This is a genomic window from Serratia sp. CY76391, assembly GCF_052166695.1.
Classification (GTDB): domain Bacteria; phylum Pseudomonadota; class Gammaproteobacteria; order Enterobacterales; family Enterobacteriaceae; genus Serratia; species Serratia nematodiphila.
In genome coordinates this window covers 149764-173836 of sequence record NZ_JBJNOJ010000008.1, presented here as the reverse complement: position 1 = coordinate 173836, position 24073 = coordinate 149764, and the positions used below count along the sequence as shown (strand labels likewise).

The following is a 24073-nucleotide window of genomic DNA, read 5'->3' as shown; positions in this document are numbered from 1 at the left end:
TATGTTATATTTCAGATTGTTTTAAAACGTAACATAAGGAAATGATTATGAAAAAGAGACAAATGGCATGTTTGCTCTATATATTGATGGGAATTGCAGAATACGCAAACGCTAACTCAACAATTCAAGCACTCGCAAACTGCGATGCATCATTTTTTAAAGAAATACAGAATGATGGGAATTTAAAGTCGCTCATCCCTTCGTTAGATATATCCATGTTAAAAACCACCGGAAAATTATCGTTCCCGACCACATTTACATCCCCGGAAGGCATTGAGGTTAATAGTTTTATTGTTACTTATACCGACTTTGATAAATACAAAGAAATTAGCACATTTGATGTGAAAGGCCAATTTTACTATTGGGGATTTGAGTCCCTTCAATCCTTTAACGAGGTTGTGAAAATTCTATCCCAGAAAATCAACCTAGTTAAAAGTGGCAATGTTTACACCTACAACCCAATGATACGAAACACCGTTGATGGCCAATGGATGGCTAATAACTCAGCCGTTGACGGTGTAGCACCAGAAGAGAACTCAGCAGAAAAATTGTTTATAATAGAAGACAATAAAGAGAAAGGTGTTGTGAGTATCACGTGTACATTACAAGGGAAAATTACTGACAAAGACTTATATCTTACTGGGTTATTGAAAAAATGAAAAAATACAATCAATTGTTCATCACACTCTTAGGCTTCGCACTCATATCAGGTTGTAGCAGCGAAAAATCAAAAGACACATCTCCACCACCAGGGTATACCAAATTATTCCAGGGGAGCGACTCAATTACCTACCTGAAGAAAATGGACTCGTGGCATTACCAGGGCAATAGCGACATTATTCAATTTGAGATGATTATCTCATTCTTTAAAGAGGATACGGTAGTTGGAAAAAAGTTTCAATCCATAAAAGAAAAAATACTTTATGATTGCAATACCGAAAATAAGTACACAAAACTCCCCATTGGCTTCTTCTCTGACAAATATGCAACGGGAAAACCGATTGTTCCCTACCCACTCAGTTCAAGCAGGTGGCTTATCGCAGAAAATAACAGTCTTGACGCTATGGGATGGCAAAATTATTGCGTGAAATATAAGAAGGCCATCGACGCACAAAGTTGACAATGCACTTTAATAAAAGAGGCTTATTTCGAGCCTCTTTTATGACATATATCAAACACACTAATCCTTCTCCTTGTTGAATATCGGGCTGATGCTGCCGTCGTTGGCATGTCCGGTATCCCGGTTTAGCTGCGCCACATCCTGCTGTTGTTTGTCGGTGTCACGGACTATCAGCGTTCCCTCACTGACCCCGGCTTTTGTCGTGCCCTCGGCGTGCCCGCTGTTGTTGGCGCCCGACAGCATGCCGCCGGCCGTGTTGGTCAACAGCTCTTTGCCCACCGGCCCGCCGGTGCTGAATGAACCGCCGCTGTGTTCGGCCTGGTTGCGAGTATCAGCCTAGCGTACCGCTATCGATACGGCTCTGTTTTTTGCCTGCTATGATTGAAACAAAGAACCCGGCCAAATGGCTGGAAACGTTACTACTTGATAGGTCAATTGTAATGCTCCGGTGCAACGCCCCGGCCAACTGGCCGGGGTTGGTTTTATTTAACAGGATAGTTGTAATGCTCTGGGATTTTGTAATTTTCCGGGAACGACGTCCCATTGGGAAGTTTGAAAAAGCTGTCAATATCCTCGGTGGTTTGATAAAAAACCCCATATATCCCAGATAAAAAATTTGATATACGTAGTAAGGCCGCTTGCATTGCAATCTCATCGTCATTCTCTTTTGCTTTAAAAAACAACTCAATTGTTAAGTTAAGATTTTTTATGCTGTTCTGAATGCTATCAACTATTGAATAATCCTTTTCCAAATAAAGATTATTAATATCAAGCTCTTTTCCCGCCTTATGCTTTAATAGCTCCAAGTAAGCATCTTTAAACTTATCTAACATGCTGATATCAATCATTTTGGCAACCATCTACCTTCAGCTTTGGCAGCTTTAGTTTTTGCGTCATTAAACGAACCATCAAGATTAAGGACCGCCCTTACCTTTGTTCCTGTACTGTCAAAGACCTCTATATGGTCCTTATGTTTAGCATCTAAATAAAACTGATCACCTTTCTGAATGTAATCACCTACGGGCTTATTTGCCTGATAGACACTTTGCCCCTGATATTCTTACTGTTTTTTTTGGATAGTTCTTTGATTTCACTACCAAAGCCTGGTTGTTTAAGAAACTCACTCATATTCCCTACAGCTCCGGCATTAGGCGTATGTGGCACTTTCTTGCCTGGCAGGATAATCCCCGCCAGCATCCCGCCCGTAGCTTCCAACGCCGCCTGATTGCCTTCAGCCGCCTGCACTACCAAGTCTTTCACCGCCAACCAGGTATCGCTACTCATCAACGCTTTAACGCTGTCTGCCGCTGCCTGATTCTTACCCGACAGATCGCTCATTGCTCTGGAGCAGTAACTGTCTCTGGCTGCACAGGCCGCTAGTGCCATCGCCGCATCCGCAACGTAGTCGGCTCCGCCTAACGCTGCATCACCGGTATCAGCAAGGACATTGATGATACCGTTGGCGATGGAAGAGGTTGTTCCGTTACCCAGCTTTTCCCGAACCTGATTTTTCAGAGATTCAGCGGCCTGTTTCACCGTTTCACGCGCCTCATCACCGCTCAGCGAGTTATTCTCAACAACAACTTTATCCAGTGCGGAGTCAGCCAGTGAAAAGTATTTTTTTCCTATTACACTCAGCAACTTGCAACCACTTTCCCCCTGTGCATTCTGACGGAGACAGGCAGCTAACAAGCGGATTTTTAGCGCGGGTTGACGATGCAGCAACACCAACAACCCGCTGACCACCACTAACTATACGAGGTAGTTAATCATGGCTGAGCAACATCATAAGTCAGAACCCGCCACGCCCCAAGCCCGCCAGTGCATTGTCGGTTACCGCCCCAACGGCGGCAGGCCCAACCCGCCGCCGCAGCTCACCCTCACCGGTCACTGGCTGGCGCCGCTGGGGTTTACCACAGGCCAGAAGATAGAGGTGCTCACCGCGCCGGGGCTACTGATCGTCCGACTAGCGGAAGAGGCATAACTAACTGACCTGTAAAGTAAAAAAACCGTCACGAAGGGCGGGGATTTTATTTACGCAATGGGTGTTGCCACATATCCATCAAGGATATGAACATCTTCAACGTTACACTCTGGATATATCCATTTAGCCCAGTTATTTATAACCCACTCTTTACTTAACCCATGCCCTTCATCCGAGATACTTTCAATAGGAAGCTTGACTAAAAATAATCCTGCTTTAAATCCCGATGAAACAATTAAACCATATGGTCGCTCATCATCTTGAGTTTCAAACAACATAAAATCGACCCATTCTTCATATGGATAAATAGCAGGCAATCTAAAAATTGCCCCTCGCGCGATAGCCGTTTTTTTGTAATCAATGAGTCTCACTACTTCACCTTCAAGTTATGACCGCCAGATGGATCAGCAGGCTTTCTTACTTGCATAGAGAAATCAACTTCACCTAAATGTTTACCCTTTGGGCTGACGACTTCAAATCGTCCATGTTGCGTATCGAGGGCATAAAGATTTCCGTCCTGTCCACGATACACATCACGACCACCATTCTTTCTGGTTAGCTGATTATCCTTAACCATACCGTTCTCAGCTGCTACCTTCGGAGCTGTCTGTCTTATGATAGCTACACGCTCTCCAGGAGGAAGATTTGCAAGGCTTTTCTCGAAGGCACCAACTGCCTGCCCTGTTGCGATTTTGATAGTGGGATCAATTGCTTTAATAGCACCAGGCACTTTCTTGCCTGGCAGGATAATCCCCGCCAGCATCCCGCCCGTAGCTTCCAACGCCGCCTGATTGCCTTCAGCCGCCTGCACTACCGAGTCTTTCACCGCCGACCAGGTATCGCTACTCATCAACGCTTTAACGCTGTCTGCCGCTGCTTGATTCTTACCCGACAGATCGCTCATTGCTCTGGAGCAGTAACTGTCCCCGGTAGCACAGGCCGCTAGTGCCATCGCCGCATCCGCAACGTAATCGGCTCCGCCTAACGCTGCATCACCGGTATCAGCAAGGGCATTGATGATACCGTTGGCGATGGAAGATGTTGTTCCTTCACCCAGCTTATCCCTGACCTGATTTTTCAGCGATTCAGCGGCCTGTTTCACCGTTTCACGCGCTGCATCACCGCTCAGCGAGTTATTTTCCACTGCCGTCTTCCCTGCCTGTGCGCCGGTCACCGCTCCCGCAGTATCGCCCGTCGCCAGGCCGCCTGCAAGCCCTGCAGCCAGCTGGCTCAGTGCGCTTACCTGCAGCTTCTCACTTTCGCTCAGTTGCTCTACCGTCTTGCCCGGGAACAGTTGCCCGATAATGACTCGAGCCACCAACTCACCGCCGCCGGCACCCAGCCCCCCTGCGGCGGCTGACTGGTTGTTCAGCTGCGCCGTCACTGCGCCCAGCACCGCGTGCGCCATCGCATTGGCCGCAACGTTGTCTTCGCCAACTCGTTTCTTGATTTCCGTCGCCAGGTACGGCGAGGCACCACTCGCCAGCGCACCTGCCAGGTTATTGCCCGCCAGCGCCGTCAACGCGCCCGTCACCGCCTGCGCCGCCTTCTGCAGATCGCTGCCGGTGCCGTATTGCCGCATCGCGTTGTCATACGCCTGCTGCATCACCGCCGCATCGTTCGTCGGTTTGCCGCTCTTCTCAAGCTGCTCCCTGGCCTGCGCCAGCGCCGCCGGGTCTCTCTGTGCCTTCAGCCCGGCGATATCGCCTTGCGTGCGGATGACGTCCATTGCCTGGCCGCCAATCTCCCCAATCAACTGCGCCTGCTTCAGCCGGTTCTGCTCCTTCTCCTTGTTGAATATCGGGCTGATGCTGCCGTCGTTGGCATGCTCGGTATCCCGGTTCAGCTGCGCCACATCCTGTTGCTGTTTGTCTTTGTCGCGGATGAGCAGCGTACCCTCACTGACCCCGGCCTTCGTCGTGCCCTCGGCATGCCCGCTGTTGTTGGCACCCGACAGCATGCCGCCGGCCATATTGGTCAGCAGGTCTTTGCCCACCGGCCCGCCGGTGCTGAATGACCCGCCGCTATGCGTTGCGCTGTAGTCCGCCTGGTTGTGGATGTCCGTCCAGCCCAGCGTGCCGGTATCGAGGCGGTTTTTCTCCTTGTCAGCTTGGCTTGCAATCACAGCGCCGTCGAGCTGGGTGTGTTCTTTGACCTTGACGTCATACCCGCCTTTACCGGCAAACAGCCCGGTCTGCTCTTTCACCGAGTCGAAGTTGCTGTGCAGTTTGTCCTTGCTGGCGCTTACGTTGGCTGAGCCGGTCATCGAGCCGAAGGTAAAGCTGCCGCCCGCGCTGGCGTTTTGCTGTTTGGCGTCATAGCGGTCGCTGTCTTGTTGGCTTTGCAGCGTCAGGTCACGGCCCACGTCGACGGTAACCTTTTCTCCGCTGGCCTGCGCGCCGGTAAGTGTGGTATCGCGGCCGCTGGTCACCTTGAGATTACTGCCCGCATCCAGGGTGGTTTCGGTATGGGTCAGGCCTTTGCCGTTCTCATGCCCCTTGCCGGCATTGACGCCGGCCGAGACGCTGATGCCATAGCCGCCCGAGCCGGCGCCGATGCCGACGCCAACGTTGCCGCCTTTACTGCTGTTCTTGCCGACGGTGCTTTCGCTGTTCTGGGCCGACTGCAGGGTAATGTCCCGCGCCGCATCGAGCGACAGGTCTTTGCCCGCCTTCAGCTGGCTACCGGCGATGGTGATATCGCCACTTTGCGCATTGTGGTTCTTGCCGGTCGCCGTTATCGACAGGTTTTGCCCGGCGGTAAGCGTGCTGCCCTGCGACTGGCGGCTGTCGGTGCGGGTTTCGCTTTTCGACGACTGACTGCCGTAGGAGGCGCTGATGCCCACCGTATTGGTGGCACCCTGCGCCGCACCTTTGTCTCCCGGCTGTAAACCAGCAGCGGCGTTTTTCGCCTCCGCCGAGGCGGTCAGCGCATTGTCCCGCTCCCAGGCCTGTGCGACCTGCACGCCGGACAGTGCCGCTTTGGTATTTTGCAGCGCGTTCAGGCGTCCGTCGCCTTCCTTTCTCGCCTGTTGCGCCGAGCTGACGGCGGTGTTGAGTGCACTGCCCACGGTGCCCGACAACGCCACGCTCAGGCCGCTCTGTTTCTGCTCGAAGGTTTCTTTGCGCGTGCGTTGATCGTAGCCGGGATCGATAGTCACGCTGTCGCCGGTCAGGGCCAGATCCTTGCCCGCCACCAGGTCGGCACCGCCAATGTGCAGTTGGTTGCCCGCCGTGATATTGACGCTGCCCTGGCTGCTGCCGACGGTGCTGACGCTTTGGCTCTGGGTCGTGGCTTTCTCGTCGATTTCGTGTTTGCTCGACTGCTTGCCTATCGTGAAGCCGATGCCGCCGCTACCCAGCAGGCCGCTCTTTTTCTTCTCTTCCAGCAGGTAATGCGTATCGGTCTCGGTGGCCGCTCCGATATCGACATTACGGCCGGCCTGCAGGTTCACGTCCCGGTCGGCGGCAATGGCCGAGCCGGTGACCGTCAGATCATTACCGGCGTTGACGCTGACACTGTTCCCGCTGAGCAGGCTGCCTTTCTCACGCGTGGTGGCATCGCGCGCTACGCTGTGGCTGCTGCTTTTTTTCAGGAAGCCTTTTTTCTCCGAACGCTCCTCACTGTAGCGCGACTCTCGCTCGGTAGCCGTATTGAGGGTGACATCGTTTTTCGCCTGCAGGGCGATGGCGCCCTGGTCGCTGTGCAGGGTGCTGCCGGTAATGGTGACGTCGCCCTCTCGCCCGACTACCGTCACGCCGTCGCGTCCGCTGAAGGTGCTGCCGGTGCTGATTTCGCGCTCGGTTTGTTCGATGCGATGGCTTTTGGTTTTGCCCTCGCGTTTGTTTTCGCTGTCCAGATCTTGCGTGCGGCTGCGCGCGTCTTTAATGGTCACGTCCTGCGCGCTGATGCCGATACGCCCTTCTTTACTGTTAACCTGCGCGCCTTCGGCCAGCAGTTGGTTGCCCGCCACCAGGGTGACGCCCTGGTCGCCGCCGAGTGCACTTAATGTCAGGCGCTCTTCCTGGCGATCGTTGCTGACTGATGACGTACGGCTGTTGGCAGCCAGATGCGTGGTATTGGTGGTCTTGTCTGCCAGGAGGTTGATGTTGCCTGCGGCCTGCACGCCAAGCTGGCCGCCCGCTTTTACCTGGCTCCCCGTAAGCAGAACGTCATGCCCGGCATTGAGCGTGAGATTGCCGCCGGCGTTAAGCTCACTCCCCTGCGCCTGCTGCCATTCGCCGCTGACGTGCGCCATCCGGGAGCCGGCCGCTTCCGTGCCGCCGCGGGTGCGGTTGCCCATAGAACCCGAGATAAACCCGAGGTCGGCAGCATGACTGCTTTTGGCGGCGGTGATGGTCAGGTCATTGCGCGCGCTCAGGTTGAGCGTATCGGTCGCATTGAGCTTCGCCCCCGTGAGCGTGATAGCGGTGCCGCGCAGGCGAATATCGCCGGCGCTCATCGTCGCCTGACGCAGCGCATCCTGCAGGTTGGTGCTCAGGGCCAGACTGTCTGCCTGCACGTCAATGCTGCCGGCCTTGATGTCGCCGCCCTGATGCAGGAACTGCCCGGCGTCGACCGTCAGGGCTTTGTCGGCAAACAGGTTGCCGGCATTGGTGATACTGTTTGCCGAGAGTTGCAGGTCGCCACCGCCAATCACCGCACCATCGCCAGTCAGGCGCAGCGTGGTCTGTGCCAGATACACCTTCGGCACCCACACCGTTTGCGGGCCGCCTTCCGTTTGCACCGTCTCGCTAACCAGCCAGACAATATCCTGCTGCAGCGCAGCAATCTGCTCCGGCGTCAGGGCTACGCCCGGCACCAGATGGAAGTCCCGGGCGACTTTAGTGCCATTATTCATCAGTTGCTGGTACTGCGCCATTGCATCCCAGCCCTTGACGGACGGTTTGCCGGTGAGTTTCAGCACCTGCTCGCGCACCAAACGCTGCTCGTAAAAACCGTCCCCCAGGCGCTTATGGGCCTGCGCGGGGTCATACCCTACGCGTTCGAGCATATAGTCGCTGCTGGTAAAGTTGTCGCGGCGGGTAAAGCGTTCATCGGTCACCACCAGGAACGGGCTGCCGGTCGCCGTATGTTGACTGAACAAGCCGTTATTGGGGATGGTGGTGGCCACATTGCCCAGATGCTGTAACTGCGTCAGCGCCAGCTCAGACGGCAGCAGCGGGCGCCCCAGCGGCGAGGACGGCGTGGCGCCGGGTTGCGTCATCTGTTCGCCCTGTGCCAGCGTCGTATCGCCGTCAGGTCGGGCAGCCCCCTCTACCGTGAAGGCCAGCGGATTGCGTTCAAGCTCGGCGCGTTCGGCATCCACCGCCTTCAATGCCGCATCCAGTTGACTGATTTGTGCCTGATTGACCGTGGTGTTGGTGATACGGGCCCCGTTAATGGTGACCGTGCCATTGCCGGTGATCACGCCGTCAACGGTTGCCAGCGCCGTGGTCTCATCACGGTTGTACGTCGGATACCAGTGGTGGGTATCTTTATCCATGTGGTCAACGATATGCTCCTGACGCCGTTCGTTGACCGAGTAACCGCGGTTGTCCACGCTGCCGCCGCCGTCCTGCGTCAGGTTGCCGTTGGCGGTAATGACGCTGGCGTCATTGAGCAGCGCGCCGGTAATGCGCAGCACCATGTTGCCGCCCGCCAGAATGCGCGCGCCGATACCTTCACTCACCAGTTTGTCGCGCGTCACCGTGCCGGTCGCGGTGCGTTCGCGCAGGTTGTTGTAATCGGTGACGAACGGCGCGCTGTCGATATCGAGGTGCTTCTCCGGGTCCCAGGTCATCACCTGCGTCCAGTCGTGCTCCCAGTGGAAGCCGTTTTGGTATGGCGTCGGGATGGTCGCCAGTTGATTTCCCCCTCGCGTCTCGTAGAACGTCATCGCATAGCTGCCGTCGGCATTCGGCTTGAGCGCCAGGTAGTTGACCCACAGGTCGGTCAGCTGGCCCTTGTTGTCCTTGACCCGCACCTGCGCGCGTTTGCCCGCCGCATCAATAGCCAGCAGGGTGCCGTAGCGGTTGGTTTGCGCCGCCGCGTCATCCTGGAAAGTCAGCTGCTGGGTGGTCGGCGCCATGGTGCTTTTATCGGGGTTGACCTTTGAGCCGTAGGAGCGCCAGTAGTAGTTGTAGCGGTGCCATTTGTAGTCGCTCTTCTCGGCGTCACGCTCAATCACCAGCCCTTCGCGCAGGTTGTTCAGGCGACGGGCCTCAACGGTGGCATCCCCGTCCGCTTCGATAAAGCTGGCCCGGTTCTCAATCAGGTCATCGCTGTGCAGGTGCAGGCGGTCGGCGCTGTAAATCAGCGCCCCATCCCGGTTGGTCAATCGCTCACTGGCCTGCACCGTCAGGCTTTGGGTCGCCGCCATCACTGCAGGCGCACCGTGGTTGTCGATAATGCGCCCGTTCACGGTGATGTCGTCGCCCATCAGCGCCGCGGCGTTGTCCAGGGTATCGACGTTCAGCGTCATGCTGTCCGCTTCAATACGCCCGGTGTTTTGCAACGCGCCGGTCGTCAGCTGCAGCGTCTTGCCCACCAGGGTGGCCGGATTGGTGATACTGGCTGCATTGAGCACCAGATTGCCCGGCAGCAACCAGTCCGCCAGGTTGGTAAAGGCACCGCTCAGGGAGAACTTCACCGTGCCGTTACTGCTGACGGTATCACCGGCCTGCCGGGTGTAGTCCTGCTGCGCGGACAGCGTCAGCGCCTGTAGCCCCAACAGGGTACCGTTCTGGTTATCCAGGGTGCGCGCATTTGCTGTCAGTGCGCCGGCACTCTCCACGCGGCCGCCCTGGTTAAGTAGCGCCAGCGGCGAGTCGGTCTGTGACCGGTCAGCGTTGATATCGAGATTGCCGTCGGCCAGGATGCGTCCCTGACGGTTGTCTAACTGCGTGACTCCCGAGAGGGTCATCTGCCCGCTGCTCTGCAGGCGGCCTGCGGTATTGTCGATATCACGGGCGGTGATGTCGGTACGCGTAGTGCCCAGTATCAGCCCGCCGTCGCGGTTGTTCAGGCGATCGGCTCGCACATCAAGCGCTGACTGGCTGCTTATCGTGCCCTGACCGCTGTTATCGAGTGCTTCGGCCTTGAGCGTCAGGCCCTGAGTCGACACCAGTTGTCCACCCTGGTTGTTCACCTGCGTGCCGTCGAACGTGAGCGCCTCACCGCTGTGCACTTTGCCGTGCTGATTGTTAAGCTGGTCAAGTCGGTAGATACCCGCTCCCTGACTGATGAACGTACCGCCGGCGTTGTCCAGCTGCTTTGATGTCACCGTGATGCCGCCGCGGCTGCTGAATACGCCGCGCGTATTATTGATACCGGCGGCCGACACCTTCTGGTCGCCATTGCTGCGCACGGCACCGTCGGTATTCTCCAGCAAGCCAAGAATACGCAGCGCTACGTGTTGCTGGCCGTCTATCGTCCCGCCGGCATTGTTCAGCGTTTGTGCGTCAAGTTGAAGCGCCTCGCCACTTTGCACTTTCCCATCGCGATTGTTCAGCGCATCGCTCAACGTAAGGCGCTGTTGTTTCTGGCTGTAGAGCAGCCCGTCCTGCGTATTGTCGAGTGCGCGGGCGGCGATACGCAGCCCCTCGCCGGCCAGCCACTGACCGCCAGCGTTATTGATGGCACCGGCGTGTTCGCCGTCTTTGGCACCCATCACAGCAAGCTGCCCCTGCGCCGAGACCTTACCGCCACGGTTATCGACATCCTGCGCAACGCGCAGCACCAAATCCGCCGCCGACTGCAGCCCCCCTTTGGCATTGTTCAGCCAGCCCGCCGACAGCTGCGCATCCTGCTGGCTTTGTACGCTGCCTTGCGCGTTGTCAAAACCGCCGCTGACGGCGTGCCAGCCGCCCTGGCTGCCCATCCAGCCCTCGGCGTTGTACATGTCCTGCGCCGTGAGGGCCTGGGATAACGTGCTGAAAATCCTGCCCCGGCTGTTATCCAACTTGCCGGTGAACTGCATGTCCAGGCTGCCCAGCGCGTTGATGGTGCCCTGGTCATTGCGCAGATTGGCGGCGCGCACCTCGGTGCGCCCATTGCCGGTAAACGTACCGCCCCGGTTGTCCCAGTCGCCGGTCAGGTTCAGGGAAAGCGCCTGCCCACCGAGCACCACACCGGCGGCGCGGTTGGCCAGCAGGCCTCCCTGCAAAGATAAGTCGCCGCCGCTCTGCAGCGAGCCGCCATCATTATCGAACAGGCTGGTTGCACCGCCGTTAACGGCAAGGGCCTGTTGCGCGGTCAGTTTACCGGTGCGATTGAGGATATTGCCTGCGGCGTCAAGTGTCAGGTCACCGCCGGACTGCAGATGCCCGCCAGTATTGTCGAGCGACTGCGCGCTGGCGGTGACCTGCCGGCCGCCTTGTGCGGTGCCGCCCTGATTGTCCCAGTCGCCATCGGTCTTGACGGTGAGTCTATTGCCACCTTCAAGCCAGCCGGCGGCGTTGCTCAGCCCTTGCTGCGCCGTCAGGCTCGCATCCTGCCGGGCGACCACCTTGCCCTGAGCGTTATCGAGGCGCTGCACCGTTAGCGTGAGCGACTCGCCGCTGATTTCGCCCTCGCGGTTCACCAACTCAGCCGCACTGTTCAACACCAGTTGTTGTCCGCCCAGCAGTTTGCCGGCCTCGTTGCGCACGCTCCCTGCCGCTATGTGGGTTTGCCCGCTCCCAGATATCGTGCCACGGCGGTTATTCAACTTACCGTCGGTGCGCAGGGTCAACGTCTGCCCGGCGCCCAGCACCCCCTGCGTATTGTCCAACCCCTGGCGGGCATGCAGGTCAAGCTGCGCCTGGCCAATCACCTTGCCCTGCGTGTTGTCGAGACGATCAGACTTCACCGTCAGCACCGCGGCGCTAATTTCGCCGCCGCGGTTGCTGGTGTTACCCGAGGTGGTCAGGGTTGATGCCTGGCCTGACAGCAGCTTGCCGCCGTCGTTGTTGAGGGTCATTGCCGTTGCCGTGACGGCCGTTTCGCCTTGCGCCGTACCCCCGCGGTTGTCCCAGTCGCCGGTATGGATATCCAGCGCCTTGCCGGCACCAATGAGGCCGCGTTGATTATCCAGGCGGCTGGCCGTCAGGTCGAGATTGCCCTGACCGATGACCTGCCCCTGCGTGTTATCCAACCGCTGCGCCACCAGACGTACGTCATGACCGCTCAGGGTTCCGGACGCATTATTCAGCTCGCTGCCCGCCTCAAGCGTCAGGCCGTTCCCGGCCAGCAGGTTGCCGCCGCCATTATTCACCGCGCCATTAGCATGGAGCTTAAGGCCCGCCTGGGTTTTTAACGTGCCCCCCTGATTATCGAGACGCCCGGCATCGAGACGCAGGTCGCCGTTGCTGCCCACCGTCCCACCGGCATTGTCGAGCAGGCCGCCGACCTGCCAGTGCTGCGCCGCGCCCCCCAGCGCCACCAGACGGCCGCGCTGATTGTCCAGCTGGGCAGCCGAAAGCCGAAGGCTCTGCGCCTCGATGACACCGTCACTGTTATCCAGCTTGCCCACCAGGGTGAAACGGCTCTCATCGTCACCGGTCTGTGACCAGGTCGCCTTCTGGTTGAGCAGGGTGCCTGCATCCACCTGCCAGCGCCCGGACTTGACTTTGGCCTGCTGCGCCTCCACATCGCCCGTCGTGCTCACGGCCAGCTCACCGCTGTCGACAGCAGACTGGCGCAAGGCCACGCCGCCCTCGCGGGCCGTCAACGCGGTACGGCCGGCCGCAACCTGTGCGCCGCTGATATCCACCCGGCGCCCGGACGCGTTGACGTTCTTCTTGGCAAGCAGACTGCCGCTGGCGCGGATATCGCCCTGACTGTCCAACTGCAGGTTGGCAGCCTGGACCAGCGTGCTGTCGGCATTACTGCCCGCCAGCAGGTGGCCGCTGCTCTGGATGCCGCGCGCGGCGTTCAGGTGCACATTCCCGGCCGCCGCCAGTGTCCCGGACTGCGTTAACATTCCCTCGCGACTCTGCACAGCCAGTTGGCCACCGCTATACACTTTCCCGCGCGTCTCAATGTCACCTTTTGCCGCCAGTTGGATATCGCCGCCGGCCTGCGTGGCCGCATCCGGCGCATCAGACTGCCAGCTGAGCTTGCCTTCGCTGCTGACGGTGAGCGTTTTGCCTGCCTGCACCTGCCCGTTCTGGTTGCGCACGCCGACGCCGGCCTCGGTGCCAATCATGCGGATACTGCCGCTGTACATGCCGCCCATCTGCCCCATGTCGATGGCAAGCTCTGGTTTGGTACTGCCGTCGTCCGACAGCGGTGTCGCGGTTTTACCGTCCGCACTCACGCGGTTACGACCGGCCACCACCGACACGCCTTCTTTAGCCCAGACGCCGGCGTTGACCTCCACCGCGCGCGCCAGAATATCGACGTACTCGGTATCATGGCGGGTATCCCCGTTGAGTCCGCCACCCTCGATGCGCACCACGCCGCGCTCAACCTGGTAGCCCGCCAGGCTGCCGTCGGCGTTCAGTTGCGGCTTGCCGGTGGTCAGGGTCATGCGCCCGGCGTTGATGGTGCCGCAGCCGTTGCAGACAATACCGGCGGGGTTGGCCACAATCACCTGCGCCTTGCCGCCGGCCACTTCCATAAAACCGCGCAACTGGCTGGGATTGTTGCTGTTGACTTCATTGAGGATGACGCGCGCCGGCGCGGAATTGGGATTGAGGTTAGGGTTACCCTGGATCATTCCGGCCATTTGGGTCGAGGTCATCACCGCCGAGTTGTTGAGGATGGCGCCCTTGGCGTCGACGTCGAACTGCTGATACTGGTTATGTGAGACCCCAGCCTGGTTGGGGGCGGTGATGTTGACCTGCGGCAAGCCGTTCTGGGTATTGATGACCTCCGGCCGCTGGGAAGGATTGGCACCGCCGTCCGCGACAATGCCGTCTGCCATGACGGGGCCGGCGAACATCAACAGCCCAAGCAGCCACACTGACCGACGCACGGTGACCCACAGACGACTTCCACCTGTTATTCCTGAACCGATGCGTTGCCCCGGCTCGCTGCTGCAGCTGCGGGCCAGTTCGGACACCACCCGCAACTCCCCGTGGGTGCGGCTGAAGATAAGGCGATAGCAATGTTTGTTCATAGGTCACATCCGTGAGAAAAGTCAGTCCGTTCAGGTCAGCGCAGCAACGCTGCCGGTATCGCGATGTTCAAATTTCCAGATTTACGCTAAAACCCGCGGTCGCGCCGGAGGTGTGGAACCCCGCAGGCTTGTAGAGCGGAACGCCGGCAAACAGGTCATAGCTGAATCGCCCCCACAGCGCGCCGCGCACGCCGAGCGCGCTGCCCGCCAATTGATGGCCAACCAAGTGGCGGGTGTTTGGGCCGTCCACCCGACCGTAGTCGGCGGCCAGATACAATTCATGCCCGCGAGAAAACACGTTCCAGGCGATTTCGTTGCGCCACAGCAGCCCTTTTTCGCCGGACAGCATCTGCTCGCCGTCAAAGCCGCGCACCGTGTAACGCCCGCCAATGGCCATCCGCTCCTGCGGCGTCAACGCATTCGGGCTCCACTGGCCCCGCACGCTGGTATAAACCCGCCAGGGCTGCTCACCCCAGGAGAAAGGCCGGTTGATACCCAGGTCGCCGAGCAAAATGCCGGTACGCGCACTGCCTTCGTGACGCGATTCTTCCGGCGCAGGCAAGGCATTGAACGCCCCGGTACCGCGGCGCCAGTTGATATTGGCGTCCAGCGTAGTGGTACCGAAGTAGCTGCGCTGATTCAGCCCCAGCTCCCAGCCGGCGGTCCGACGTTTTTGCGACACAATATCAACGTCGTCCACGGCGTTAGTCGAGTGCTTGCGGTAGCCGCGCAGGTTGAGCGTGGTCTTGTGCAATTGGTCGCGATAGAGCAATCGGGAAACGGTCAACTGAATGTTGTCGCTCTTGCCGCTATAGCGCAGCACCTCGTTGGCGTTAGGGATGTTCTGATGGTAGGTGTAGTCGTTGTAATTGGCTGAGAAGGCCCAATATCCCACCGGGAAGAAGTAATTCAGCGTATGCGAACGATTGCCGAACGGTCCGTGCTGAAACACATCCTTGCCGATGTTGGCGTAGAAAAGGTCATTTTGCGCAAACGGCGCATCGAGTGCCAAGGTGGCCGAACCGAGATAACGTCCGGTACTTTTGGAGCCGCTGTCGTCCAGCCCCAGGCTGAGCCGCACCGGCCGCCCCTCGTGCCAGTTGACCTGCAGATCGCTGGTGGCCTCCTGGGCGCCAGGCATGATTTTAATGTCAGCATTGGCGCTGGGCACCCGTCTGAAGTTCTCCAGCCCCTGTTCGATATCACGCAAGTTAAGGATATCACCGTGTGAGGCCGGAATAGCGTTCCACATCCGTCCCCGCCAGGAGATCGGTTCCTCGAAACGGATATCACCGATGCGCCCCGGTTGCAGCGTCAGCGTCAACTCGCCGCTGGTCAGGTCCTGCTCCTGCGCCATCACCCGCGTGGTGACATAGCCTTTGGCCAGGATGGCGTTCTGTACTTTATTGATGGCAAGCACAATGCCCTGGCTACCCAGACAGCGGCCTTTGGCATCTGCTGCGGCGTCCAGCGCCCACTGAAAGCGGCCGGCCGCTTCCCCAACCAGGGTAAGCCGGTTGATGGTGAAGCAGGGGGACTCATTAACCGGGTAATCCGGCAACACAGCCTCGGGGCGGGAAAGGCGCGCATCGGCCTGTGGGGCATTTTGCTGTTGCAGGGCGCGCTCCCGCTCCTGCTGGCGCTGCTGCTCGCGGGCATCAATGGACGCCATTCCATCGCTGGTAGACGCTGAAGCGGAAAACAGGGGTACAACGCCGATCAATAATCCCGACAGCCCGCAGCGGATAGAATAAAGTAAAGCACGAGCACTATCTGAATCTGAGCGCATCCTTGGCTCCTCACCGTTACTTATAGTTATTTATTTAGTAAAAAATCATGAGTTAAGTAAATTAATGTAAACAAACTTACTCTTGGGCGAATTATGAGCTTCGAGGGGAAAAGATCAACAGCTTTATGGCACTGCGGTTCACAAAACCATAAGGGAGGCAGCGGGCATGAGAAGAATGGCGAAACGGCGGAAGGATGACGCCATTATGCGCCATCCTTTAAAATTAATTGTCGATCGGGAGGAAAATTAACACATCAGGCCGTTATCAGCTCAACAAATTGCTGCCGAACGCCCCCTGCCAATCCTGTTCGAATTTCTCGACCGCGGCCTGCACCGCCGGCGCGTTCAGGAACTGCTCCGCGACGTCCACCGGCAGCGTGATGGCCTGACAGCCCGCGAGCAAGCACTCCAGCGCCTGGCGCGGCGTTTTGAAGCTGGCGGCCAGCACCTGCGCCGACGGCGCATGCAGGCTCAACAGCTGCTGCAGCTCGTGCACCATTTCGATGCCGTCGCCGCCCTGCGCGTCCAGCCGGTTGACGTAAGGCGCCACATATTCCGCCCCGGCCAATGCCGCCAACAGCCCTTGCCCGGCGCCGTACACTGCAGTGCCCAGCGTCGGAATGGACATCGTTTTAAGCTTCTTGATCGCCGCCAACCCTTCGGCGGTCGCCGGGATCTTCACCACCAGCCCCGGTACCCGCTGGCTGAGCAGCGCCGCCTCCGCCACCATACGTTCCGCATCGGCCGCCATCACCTGCGCAAACAGCTTGCCGGTGCCGCCGAGGGCGTCGCGCAGCGCGGGCAGCACTTCCCAGATCGGCTTGCCTTCCTTCGCCACGATGCTCGGGTTGGTGGTGACGCCGTGCAACGGCAGAATGCGCGCCAGGCGTTTTACCGCGGTCACATCGGCGGTATCGAGATAAAGCTCCATCACGGACTCCTGTGTCATGTTCTGTGGGCGGATTCAAACTCTGATCATCATAGGGTAAAAACCCCGCAATCCTTTGATCAAAATCAAATCAGCTTTCATTCGAAACACCTTTAATGGCGAAAGATTCAGCAACGCCAAACGGGTGACTCATGTTCTTCAATCTGCAGCGCTACTCGACCCATGACGGCCCCGGCATCCGCAGCGTGGTCTTTTTAAAAGGCTGCCCGCTGAGCTGCCGCTGGTGTCAGAACCCGGAAAGCCGTTCGCGCCACGCAGACCTGCTGTTTGACGAGCGCCTGTGCCTGAGCGGCTGCACGCTGTGCGCCGAGCGTTGTCCGCAAGGGCTGCAGCGCACCGACGGGCCGCTGACGCTGCAACGCGAGCTGATTAGCGCAGACGATTATGCCGCCCTGGCCGCCACCTGCCCGACCGGCGCGCTCAGCCTGTGCGGCAGCCCGGTCAACCCCGACGATATCATGGCCGAGGTAATGCGGGATAAGCCTTTCTACCTGCGCAGCGGCGGCGGTTTAACCCTGTCCGGCGGCGAACCCTTTATGCAGCCGGAGGTTGCGGCGGAACTGCTGCGGCGCGGCCACGAGACCGGCATCCACACCGCCGTCGAGTCCTGTCTGCACGTGCCATGGCGTTACATCGCGCCTTCGCTGCCGTGGCTGGATCTGCTGTTGGCCGATCTCAAACACACCGACGAAGCGCGCTTCAGAGCCTGGACCGGCGGCTCCGCCCGCCGGGTGATGAACAATTTCCGCCGGCTGGCGGCGCACGGCGTGCCAATGACCGTGCGCGTGCCGCTGATCCCCGATTTCAACGCCGATCGCCGCTCTGTCCGCGCGATCGTCGACTTCACCGCCGACGAGATCGGCGTGTCGGAGATCCACTTTCTGCCGTACCACACGCTGGGCATCAACAAGTACCACCTGCTCGGCGAGCCCTACCGCGCCGCCCGCACGCCGCTGGACGCGCCCGATCTGCTGGCCTTCGCCGAAGACTATGCCGGCGCCAAAGGCCTGACCGCCATTTTGCGAGGATAACGCCATGACCACGTTGGATTTGACCACCCTCAGCGCCCGCATTCAGGCGCACAAGAACGCGCTGATTCACATCGTCAAACCGCCGGTGTGCACCGAACGCGCGCAGCACTATACCGAAGCCTATCAACAGTATCAGGATAAGCCGCTGCCGGTGCGCCGCGCGCTGGCGCTGGCCAACCACCTGGCGAAACGCAGCATCTGGATCGCCAACGACGAGCTGATCGTCGGCAACCAGGCCAGCGAACTGCGCGCCGCGCCGATCTTCCCCGAATACACCGTCGGCTGGATAGAAAACGAGATCGACCAGCTAGCCGACCGGCCGGGCGCCGGTTTTTCGGTCAGCGAAGAGAACAAGGCAATTTTGCATCGTCTGTGCCCCTGGTGGCGCGGCCAAACGGTGCAGGATCGCTGCTACGGCATGTTCACCGACGAGCAAAAGGCGCTGCTGGCCACCGGCATCATTAAGGCCGAGGGCAACATGACCTCCGGCGATGCTCACCTGGCGGTCAACTTCCCGCTGTTGCTGGAGCTAGGTCTCGACGGCCTGCGTGAAAAAGTGAACGCGCGCCGCAGCCGCCTGCGCCTGACCGAGTGGGAAGACCTGCACAAAGCGCAGTTTCTCAACGCTATCGACATCGTGCTGGCGGCGCTGAGCGAACACATCCTGCGCTTCGCCCGCCTGGCGCGCGACATGGCGCAAAACGAACCGCGCACTGGCCGGCACACCGAGCTGCTGGCCATCGCGGATAACTGTGAACAGATCGCCCATCGCCCGCCGCAAACCTTCTGGCAGGCGCTGCAGCTGTGCTATTTCATCCAGCTGACGTTACAGATCGAATCCAACGGCCATTCGGTTTCATTTGGCCGCCTCGATCAATACCTCTATCCCTGGTATCGGCGTGACGTGGAGCTGGAGCAAAAGCTGGCGCGGGAAGACGCCATCGAGCTGTTGCACAGCTGCTGGCTGAAGCTGCTGGAGGTCAACAAGATCCGCTCCGGCTCGCATTCCAAGGCTTCCGCCGGCAGCCCGCTGTACCAGAACGTCACCATCGGCGGACAGAAGCTGATCGACGGCCGGCCGTGCGATGCGGTCAACCCGCTGTCCTACGCCATTCTCGAGTCCTGCGGCCGCCTGCGCTCCACCCAGCCCAACCTCAGCGTGCGTTACCATGCCGGGATGAGCGCCGACTTCCTCGACGCCTGCGTGCAGGTGATCCGCTGCGGTTTCGGCATGCCGGCATTCAACAACGACGAAATCGTCATTCCCGAGTTCATCAAGCTGGGGGTTGAGCCGCAAGACGCCTACGACTACGCCGCCATCGGCTGCATCGAGACCGCCGTCGGCGGCAAATGGGGCTATCGCTGCACCGGCATGAGCTTCATCAACTTCGCCCGCGTGCTGCTGGCAGCGCTGGAACAGGGCCGCGACGCGACCTCCGGGCAGATCTTCCTGCCGCAGGAACAGGCGCTATCCAAAGGAAACTTCGCCGATTTCGAGCAGGTCTTAGCCGCCTGGGATCGGCAAATCCGCTACTACACGCGTAAGTCGATCGAGATCGAATGCGTGGTGGACAGCGTGCTGGAAGAGAATGCCCACGATATCCTCTGTTCCGCGCTGGTGGATGACTGCATCGAACGCGGTAAAAGCATCAAGCAAGGCGGCGCCAAATACGATTGGGTTTCCGGCCTGCAGGTCGGCATCGCCAACCTGGGCAACAGCCTGGCGGCGGTGCGCAAACTGGTGTTTGACCAGAGGGCGATCGGCCAGCAGCAGTTGGCGACGGCGCTGGCCGAAGACTTCGCCGGGCTGGATGGCGAGCAGCTGCGCCAGCGGCTGCTCAACGCCGCGCCCAAATACGGCAACGACGTGGACGAGGTCGATCGGCTGCTGGTGCGCGCCTACCAAACCTATATCGAAGAACTGAAGCAGTATCGCAACACCCGCTTCGGCCGCGGGCCGATCGGCGGTGGTTACTACGCCGGCACCTCGTCGATCTCGGCCAACGTGCCCTTCGGCGCCGCCACTCTGGCCACGCCCGATGGACGTAAGGCGCACACGCCACTGGCGGAAGGTGCCAGTCCGGCGTCCGGTACCGATCACCTGGGGCCGACGGCGGTGTTCAATTCGCTCGCCAAGTTGCCGACCGAGGCGATCCTCGGCGGCGTGCTGCTCAATCAAAAGCTGAACCCGGCGACGCTGGACAACCCGCGCGACCGGGAAAAGCTGATGCTGATGTTGCGCACCTTCTTCGAGAGCTACCGCGGCTGGCATGTGCAGTACAACATCGTGTCGCGCGAAACGCTGCTGGCGGCGAAGCAACACCCTGACCAATATCGTGATTTAGTGGTTCGCGTAGCTGGCTATTCCGCCTTCTTTACCGCATTATCCCCTGAGGCGCAGGATGATATTATTGCGCGCACAGAACATACTCTTTAAACCTTTGACTCTTAGCGGCCGCGCCTTGGCGGCCGCATCATCAGGCCGATATGAATTTACGACAACAGACCATATTGCAGTTGGTTAACGATCGCCGGCGGATCAGCGTCAATGAGCTGGCGCGCGCCTCGGGCGTCTCGGAAGTCACCATCCGGCAGGATCTCAACCTGCTGGAAAAGCGCAGTTATTTGAAGCGGGTGCACGGTTCCGCCGTGGCGTTGGAGAGCGACGACGTCGACGCCCGCATGATGTCCAATTTCACCCTCAAGCAGCGGCTGGCGCAATACGCCGCCGCGCAGGTCAACGACGGCGAGACGATCTTTATCGAGAGCGGCAGCGCCAACGCCCTGCTGGCGCGCTACATCGCCGAACGCAAGCGCATTACGCTGATCACCGTCAGCCACTACATCGCCAACCTGCTGAAAGAAACCGACTGCGACGTGATTGTGCTGGGCGGCATGTACCAGAAGAAAAGCGAGACCGTGGTCGGCCCGCTGACGCGGCTGTGCATTCAGCAGGTGCATTTCAATAAGGCTTTTATCGGCATTGACGGCTTTCAGACCGAAACCGGCTTTACCGGCCGCGACATGATGCGCGCCGATGTGGTCAGCGCGGTACTGGCCAAGGGCATGGAGAATATCGTGCTGACGGACTCCAGCAAATTCGGCCAGATCCAGCCCAATCCGCTGGCGCAACCGGGGCAGATCAGCCGGGTGATCACCGATTCACGTTTGGCGCTGGAGTATCAGCATCAGCTGAAACGCCAGGGCGTACAGGTGGAATTGGTCAACGAATAACGCAGATCACCGCCGCACCGCGCGGGCCATGCCGCGCGTCTTTCCCCTTGCACCGCAGGATTTTAAGACTATTTACCTGTTTATCCTTCCCGAGAAACCTATACTCAGTTTCGGCGACTTTTGGGCCGTAACCTGCTAATTATTCGGCCGTTAACAAAAAATGCCATTTTTTATATCGATACTGTGCGGGAATCAACAGCAGGCCTGATTTATGGTTAACGCCTATACTTATAGGGCACTTCCATATAGCCAATGCTAAGGAGAAGTCATTATGATGATTATCAATAAACGTTTCGCCACCGCCGCTCTGGCACTGACTCTGGCGTTTTCACTCAGTGCCTGTTCCAACATGTCCAAACGCGATCGCAACACCGCTATCGGCGCCGGCGCCGGTGCAGTCGGCGGCGCAGTGCTGACCAACGGCAGCGCGCTGGGTACGCTGGGTGGGGCTGCGGTAGGGGGCATTATCGGTCACCAGGTAGGTAAATAACCTGACCGAGAGCCCTCCGCCGACAGGCGGGCAAAAGCGCCTTGGCGCTTTGACGTATTAACCAATAACAATGATTTCAGGTCTGTTTTACGTTAAGTCTATGGTTCTTTCGCCGTTAACGGGTTAACCCCCGGCAGCAACAACCTCTAGCCATGCCGCAGCATTGCACCGCGGCATGGCGATTCACCTCAACCGCCCGCCAGTTTGACCTTCATGCCTTTGGCTTCCAGCAGCTGTTTGAGCAGATCGCGTTTATCGCCCTGGATCTCGATGACTCCCTCTTTCACCGAGCCGCCGCAGCCGCATTTCTTTTTCAGTTCTGCCGCCAGTTTGTCGAGCGCGGCGTCATCCAGATCGACGCCGGTAATCAGGCACACACCCTTCCCCTTGCGGCCGCTGGTCTGGCGCTGGATGCGCACGACGCCATCGCCCTTGGCGCGTTGCGGTTTAACCTCTTCCTGCTTGATGCGACCGGTGTCCGTGGAATACACCAGACGGCTGTTATCGTCATTCATCATCGCTTCCTCAGGCCAAAGAGGCGCGGATCGCGCGCAGCGTCGCGGCCGGATCGGCAGATTGGGTGATCGGACGCCCAATCACCATATAGTCCACGCCGGCGCCCTGCGCCTGCACCGGCGTCATGATACGGCGCTGATCGCCCGCCGCGCTGCCTTCAGGGCGGATCCCCGGCGTCACCAGTTGGAAAGCCTGCCCGCAGGCCGCCTTCAGCCGCTGCGCTTCGTGTGCCGAACACACCACGCCGTCCAGCCCGCAGTCGCGGGTCAGGCGCGCCAGGCGCTCGGCGTGTTCCGCCGGGCTGGCCTCGATGCCGATGCCACGCAGGTCTTCCGCTTCCATGCTGGTGAGCACGGTTACGGCGATCAACAGTGGCGCATCCGTCCCGAATGACGCCAGCGCTTCTTTAGCGGCAGTCATCATGCGCGCGCCGCCGCTGGCGTGGACGTTAACCATCCAAACGCCCAGTTCGGCCGCCGCCGCTACCGCATGCGCAGTGGTATTGGGAATATCGTGGAATTTCAGGTCGAGAAACACGTCGAAACCGCGCCCATGCAGATCGCTCACCAGCTGCGGCCCAAACAGCGTGAACATTTCTTTGCCCACTTTCAGCCGGCAGTCTTGCGGATCGATGCGGTCGGCGAACGCCAGCGCAGCGTTCTTATCGGCGTAATCTAACGCCACAACGATTGGAGATGATTTTAAGTCATTGTTATTAGCGTTATTTTCAGACTTCATTTCTTCTACCTTCTGTAAAATAGACATAATCAGGGACTCACCCGCGAAACTGACCGCCGCATTCTACATGTCGGGGGCCCGAAATCCCAGCCGCAGCGCGCACCTACGCTCTGTCATGTTACCTCCCGCCTTTGTCATGGCGCGTCAATGAACGCCCGTCAGCAATAAACCACGCAGCGTAAAACGCCGTAAAGATGCGTAAATTGTTAATCAGATATTTTGAATGACTTGCTCAGCATTATCAGATTTTCAATCGGCACGGATGCTTTATTATTCAACCCATCGGAAGCGAATGGCTTCCTTCCTAACTAAACAGACTGGAGTCACCCATGAAAACCATCAAATATTTTGCAGCCGCAGCCGCTATCGCACTGACCTCTTTCGCCACCTTCGCCGCTGAACCGATCAGCAGCCAGCAGGCCGATAACCTGACCGCCGCCGGCATCGTTTCCGCAGGCCACGCAACCACCCTCAGCAGCCTGGAGAAAAAGCTGGCCGCTAAAGCGGATGCCCAGGGCGCCAGCAGCTACCGCATCATCTCCGCCGGCGGTAACAACATGCTGAGCGGCACCGCGATCATCTACAAATAATGTTTCCGGTACAGGGCCCGCACGCTCGGGCCCTGCCTCTGTTTCTCGCCTAAAAACCCGCATTTTCCCCGCCCCCATTTGTTACATAAATATTAAATTTTTATTACACACTAGACACCCGATCGCCAGTGGCTTAGCTTGAAGGCATCTTCCTGCAGAAAGGCTTTCAAAATGAGCGAGATATCGACACTTACCATTAAAATTCCTCTGGAACTCAAGGAAAAAATCCGCGCCGCCGCCGCTGAAAACGAATTTTCGTTGAGCGTGGAAGTGTGCCAGCGCCTGGAAAGCAGTTTCAGCGCGCCCGCCACCAAAGCAGAAAAACCGGCCAAAAAGGCGGATGACCTGCACCACGGCGAGATCGACAATCAAAGCACCGAAGAAGAAATTGAACAGCCGCTGAGCCAGAAAGAGCTGAAGAAACTCCGCCAGCTGTTAAAAACCGGCGCCAAAGGCGGCAAGAAAAAGTAAGTATGAACATAAAAAAACGGGGCGATAAATCGCCCCGTTTTATTTTGTCGCGCCGCC

17 protein-coding genes and 1 pseudogene are annotated in these 24073 nt (G+C 58.6%); 9 read left to right on the top strand and 9 right to left on the bottom strand.

Annotated elements, in window-relative coordinates; all coding sequences use genetic code 11:
- Window positions 1-47: 47 nt before the first annotated feature.
- Window positions 48-659, top strand: coding sequence for a hypothetical protein (locus ACJ8PN_RS16090; protein ID WP_171454127.1), 612 nt, complete (start codon window positions 48-50; stop codon window positions 657-659).
- Entirely contained in the window at window positions 656-1120 is a 465-nt protein-coding gene (locus ACJ8PN_RS16085; protein ID WP_171454128.1) for a surface-adhesin E family protein, read from the top strand. Before ACJ8PN_RS16090 ends, ACJ8PN_RS16085 begins: the two co-directional genes overlap by 4 nt.
- A 60-nt stretch (window positions 1121-1180) precedes the next feature.
- Here the strand turns inward: ACJ8PN_RS16085 and ACJ8PN_RS16080 are convergent, their stop codons facing one another.
- From ACJ8PN_RS16080 to ACJ8PN_RS16070, 3 genes and pseudogenes are all read right to left on the bottom strand, one after another.
- Window positions 1181-1399 carry a hypothetical protein gene (locus tag ACJ8PN_RS16080; protein ID WP_171454129.1) on the bottom strand — a complete coding sequence of 73 codons (219 nt, stop codon included), beginning with the start codon at window positions 1397-1399 and terminating at the stop codon, window positions 1181-1183.
- 203 nt (window positions 1400-1602) lie between these two features.
- Window positions 1603-1968: a hypothetical protein gene (locus tag ACJ8PN_RS16075; protein WP_171454130.1), complete on the bottom strand. Its 366-nt coding sequence runs from the start codon at window positions 1966-1968 to the stop codon at window positions 1603-1605.
- A gap of 310 nt (window positions 1969-2278) precedes the next feature.
- A pseudogene (locus ACJ8PN_RS16070) lies at window positions 2279-2707 on the bottom strand (hypothetical protein); the annotation flags it as partial.
- 184 nt (window positions 2708-2891) lie between these two features.
- On the opposite strand from ACJ8PN_RS16070, the gene ACJ8PN_RS16065 reads away from it, so the two are divergent.
- The gene (locus ACJ8PN_RS16065) at window positions 2892-3104 is read left to right on the top strand and encodes a SymE family type I addiction module toxin (protein WP_171454131.1); all 213 of its coding nucleotides are present in this window, start codon (window positions 2892-2894) and stop codon (window positions 3102-3104) included.
- A gap of 50 nt (window positions 3105-3154) precedes the next feature.
- On the opposite strand, the gene imm45 is transcribed toward ACJ8PN_RS16065, so the two are convergent.
- The 4 genes from imm45 to fsa form a co-directional block, all read right to left on the bottom strand.
- Complete coding sequence (imm45, locus tag ACJ8PN_RS16060; protein WP_171454132.1) at window positions 3155-3475, bottom strand: Imm45 family immunity protein; 321 nt, start codon at window positions 3473-3475, stop codon at window positions 3155-3157.
- Window positions 3475-14208: a hemagglutinin repeat-containing protein gene (locus tag ACJ8PN_RS16055; RefSeq protein WP_442535066.1), complete on the bottom strand. Its 10734-nt coding sequence runs from the start codon at window positions 14206-14208 to the stop codon at window positions 3475-3477. The genes imm45 and ACJ8PN_RS16055 overlap by 1 nt, the downstream gene beginning before the upstream one ends.
- Before the next feature lie 67 nt (window positions 14209-14275).
- Complete coding sequence (locus ACJ8PN_RS16050) at window positions 14276-15880, bottom strand: ShlB/FhaC/HecB family hemolysin secretion/activation protein (protein ID WP_442535065.1); 1605 nt, start codon at window positions 15878-15880, stop codon at window positions 14276-14278.
- A gap of 382 nt (window positions 15881-16262) precedes the next feature.
- Window positions 16263-16928: a fructose-6-phosphate aldolase gene (fsa, locus tag ACJ8PN_RS16045; RefSeq protein WP_171454136.1), complete on the bottom strand. Its 666-nt coding sequence runs from the start codon at window positions 16926-16928 to the stop codon at window positions 16263-16265.
- A 149-nt stretch (window positions 16929-17077) separates the two neighbouring features.
- Between fsa and ACJ8PN_RS16040 the strand changes: the two genes are divergently transcribed.
- The 4 genes from ACJ8PN_RS16040 to osmB all read left to right on the top strand — a co-directional run bounded on the left by ACJ8PN_RS16040 (window position 17078) and on the right by osmB (window position 21701).
- Window positions 17078-17977 carry a glycyl-radical enzyme activating protein gene (locus ACJ8PN_RS16040; protein ID WP_171454137.1) on the top strand — a complete coding sequence of 300 codons (900 nt, stop codon included), beginning with the start codon at window positions 17078-17080 and terminating at the stop codon, window positions 17975-17977.
- A 4-nt stretch (window positions 17978-17981) separates the two neighbouring features.
- Complete coding sequence (locus ACJ8PN_RS16035; RefSeq protein ID WP_411260810.1) at window positions 17982-20414, top strand: formate C-acetyltransferase/glycerol dehydratase family glycyl radical enzyme; 2433 nt, start codon at window positions 17982-17984, stop codon at window positions 20412-20414.
- A 50-nt stretch (window positions 20415-20464) separates the two neighbouring features.
- A complete protein-coding gene (locus ACJ8PN_RS16030; RefSeq protein ID WP_442535064.1) occupies window positions 20465-21211 on the top strand; it encodes a DeoR family transcriptional regulator in 747 nt (248 codons plus the stop codon).
- A 271-nt stretch (window positions 21212-21482) separates the two neighbouring features.
- Window positions 21483-21701 (top strand): osmotically-inducible lipoprotein OsmB, encoded by a 219-nt coding sequence (osmB, locus tag ACJ8PN_RS16025; protein WP_004930634.1) that lies wholly within the window; start codon window positions 21483-21485, stop codon window positions 21699-21701.
- Window positions 21702-21889: 188 nt separating this feature from the next.
- Here osmB and yciH read toward each other — a convergent pair whose 3' ends face one another.
- Both yciH and pyrF read right to left on the bottom strand, forming a co-directional pair.
- Window positions 21890-22216 carry a stress response translation initiation inhibitor YciH gene (gene yciH / locus ACJ8PN_RS16020; RefSeq protein WP_004930637.1) on the bottom strand — a complete coding sequence of 109 codons (327 nt, stop codon included), beginning with the start codon at window positions 22214-22216 and terminating at the stop codon, window positions 21890-21892.
- 10 nt (window positions 22217-22226) lie between these two features.
- Window positions 22227-22955, bottom strand: coding sequence for an orotidine-5'-phosphate decarboxylase (gene pyrF, locus ACJ8PN_RS16015; protein ID WP_442535063.1), 729 nt, complete (start codon window positions 22953-22955; stop codon window positions 22227-22229).
- Window positions 22956-23284: 329 nt separating this feature from the next.
- Between pyrF and bhsA the strand changes: the two genes are divergently transcribed.
- Together bhsA and ACJ8PN_RS16005 are read left to right on the top strand one after the other, a co-directional pair.
- Window positions 23285-23545, top strand: a complete 261-nt coding sequence (gene bhsA / locus ACJ8PN_RS16010) for a multiple stress resistance protein BhsA (RefSeq protein WP_004930642.1) — start codon at window positions 23285-23287, stop codon at window positions 23543-23545.
- A 171-nt stretch (window positions 23546-23716) separates the two neighbouring features.
- Window positions 23717-24016: an Arc family DNA-binding protein gene (locus ACJ8PN_RS16005; RefSeq protein ID WP_004930644.1), complete on the top strand. Its 300-nt coding sequence runs from the start codon at window positions 23717-23719 to the stop codon at window positions 24014-24016.
- Window positions 24017-24073 lie beyond the last annotated feature (57 nt).

What these genes read in the sequence shown, in the direction of transcription:
- fsa (WP_171454136.1), bottom strand. Translation starts at nt 16,928, where the DNA reads ATGGAGCTTTATCTCGATACCGCCGATGTGACCGCGGTAAAACGCCTG.
- ACJ8PN_RS16040 (WP_171454137.1), top strand. Translation starts at nt 17,078, where the DNA reads ATGTTCTTCAATCTGCAGCGCTACTCGACCCATGACGGCCCCGGCATC.
- ACJ8PN_RS16005 (WP_004930644.1), top strand. Translation starts at nt 23,717, where the DNA reads ATGAGCGAGATATCGACACTTACCATTAAAATTCCTCTGGAACTCAAG.
- pyrF (WP_442535063.1), bottom strand. Translation starts at nt 22,955, where the DNA reads ATGAAGTCTGAAAATAACGCTAATAACAATGACTTAAAATCATCTCCA.
- ACJ8PN_RS16050 (WP_442535065.1), bottom strand. Translation starts at nt 15,880, where the DNA reads ATGGCGTCCATTGATGCCCGCGAGCAGCAGCGCCAGCAGGAGCGGGAG.
- ACJ8PN_RS16055 (WP_442535066.1), bottom strand. Translation starts at nt 14,208, where the DNA reads ATGAACAAACATTGCTATCGCCTTATCTTCAGCCGCACCCACGGGGAG.
- ACJ8PN_RS16085 (WP_171454128.1), top strand. Translation starts at nt 656, where the DNA reads ATGAAAAAATACAATCAATTGTTCATCACACTCTTAGGCTTCGCACTC.
- ACJ8PN_RS16030 (WP_442535064.1), top strand. Translation starts at nt 20,465, where the DNA reads ATGAATTTACGACAACAGACCATATTGCAGTTGGTTAACGATCGCCGG.
- ACJ8PN_RS16035 (WP_411260810.1), top strand. Translation starts at nt 17,982, where the DNA reads ATGACCACGTTGGATTTGACCACCCTCAGCGCCCGCATTCAGGCGCAC.
- ACJ8PN_RS16090 (WP_171454127.1), top strand. Translation starts at nt 48, where the DNA reads ATGAAAAAGAGACAAATGGCATGTTTGCTCTATATATTGATGGGAATT.
- yciH (WP_004930637.1), bottom strand. Translation starts at nt 22,216, where the DNA reads ATGAATGACGATAACAGCCGTCTGGTGTATTCCACGGACACCGGTCGC.
- ACJ8PN_RS16065 (WP_171454131.1), top strand. Translation starts at nt 2,892, where the DNA reads ATGGCTGAGCAACATCATAAGTCAGAACCCGCCACGCCCCAAGCCCGC.
- ACJ8PN_RS16075 (WP_171454130.1), bottom strand. Translation starts at nt 1,968, where the DNA reads ATGATTGATATCAGCATGTTAGATAAGTTTAAAGATGCTTACTTGGAG.
- bhsA (WP_004930642.1), top strand. Translation starts at nt 23,285, where the DNA reads ATGAAAACCATCAAATATTTTGCAGCCGCAGCCGCTATCGCACTGACC.
- osmB (WP_004930634.1), top strand. Translation starts at nt 21,483, where the DNA reads ATGATGATTATCAATAAACGTTTCGCCACCGCCGCTCTGGCACTGACT.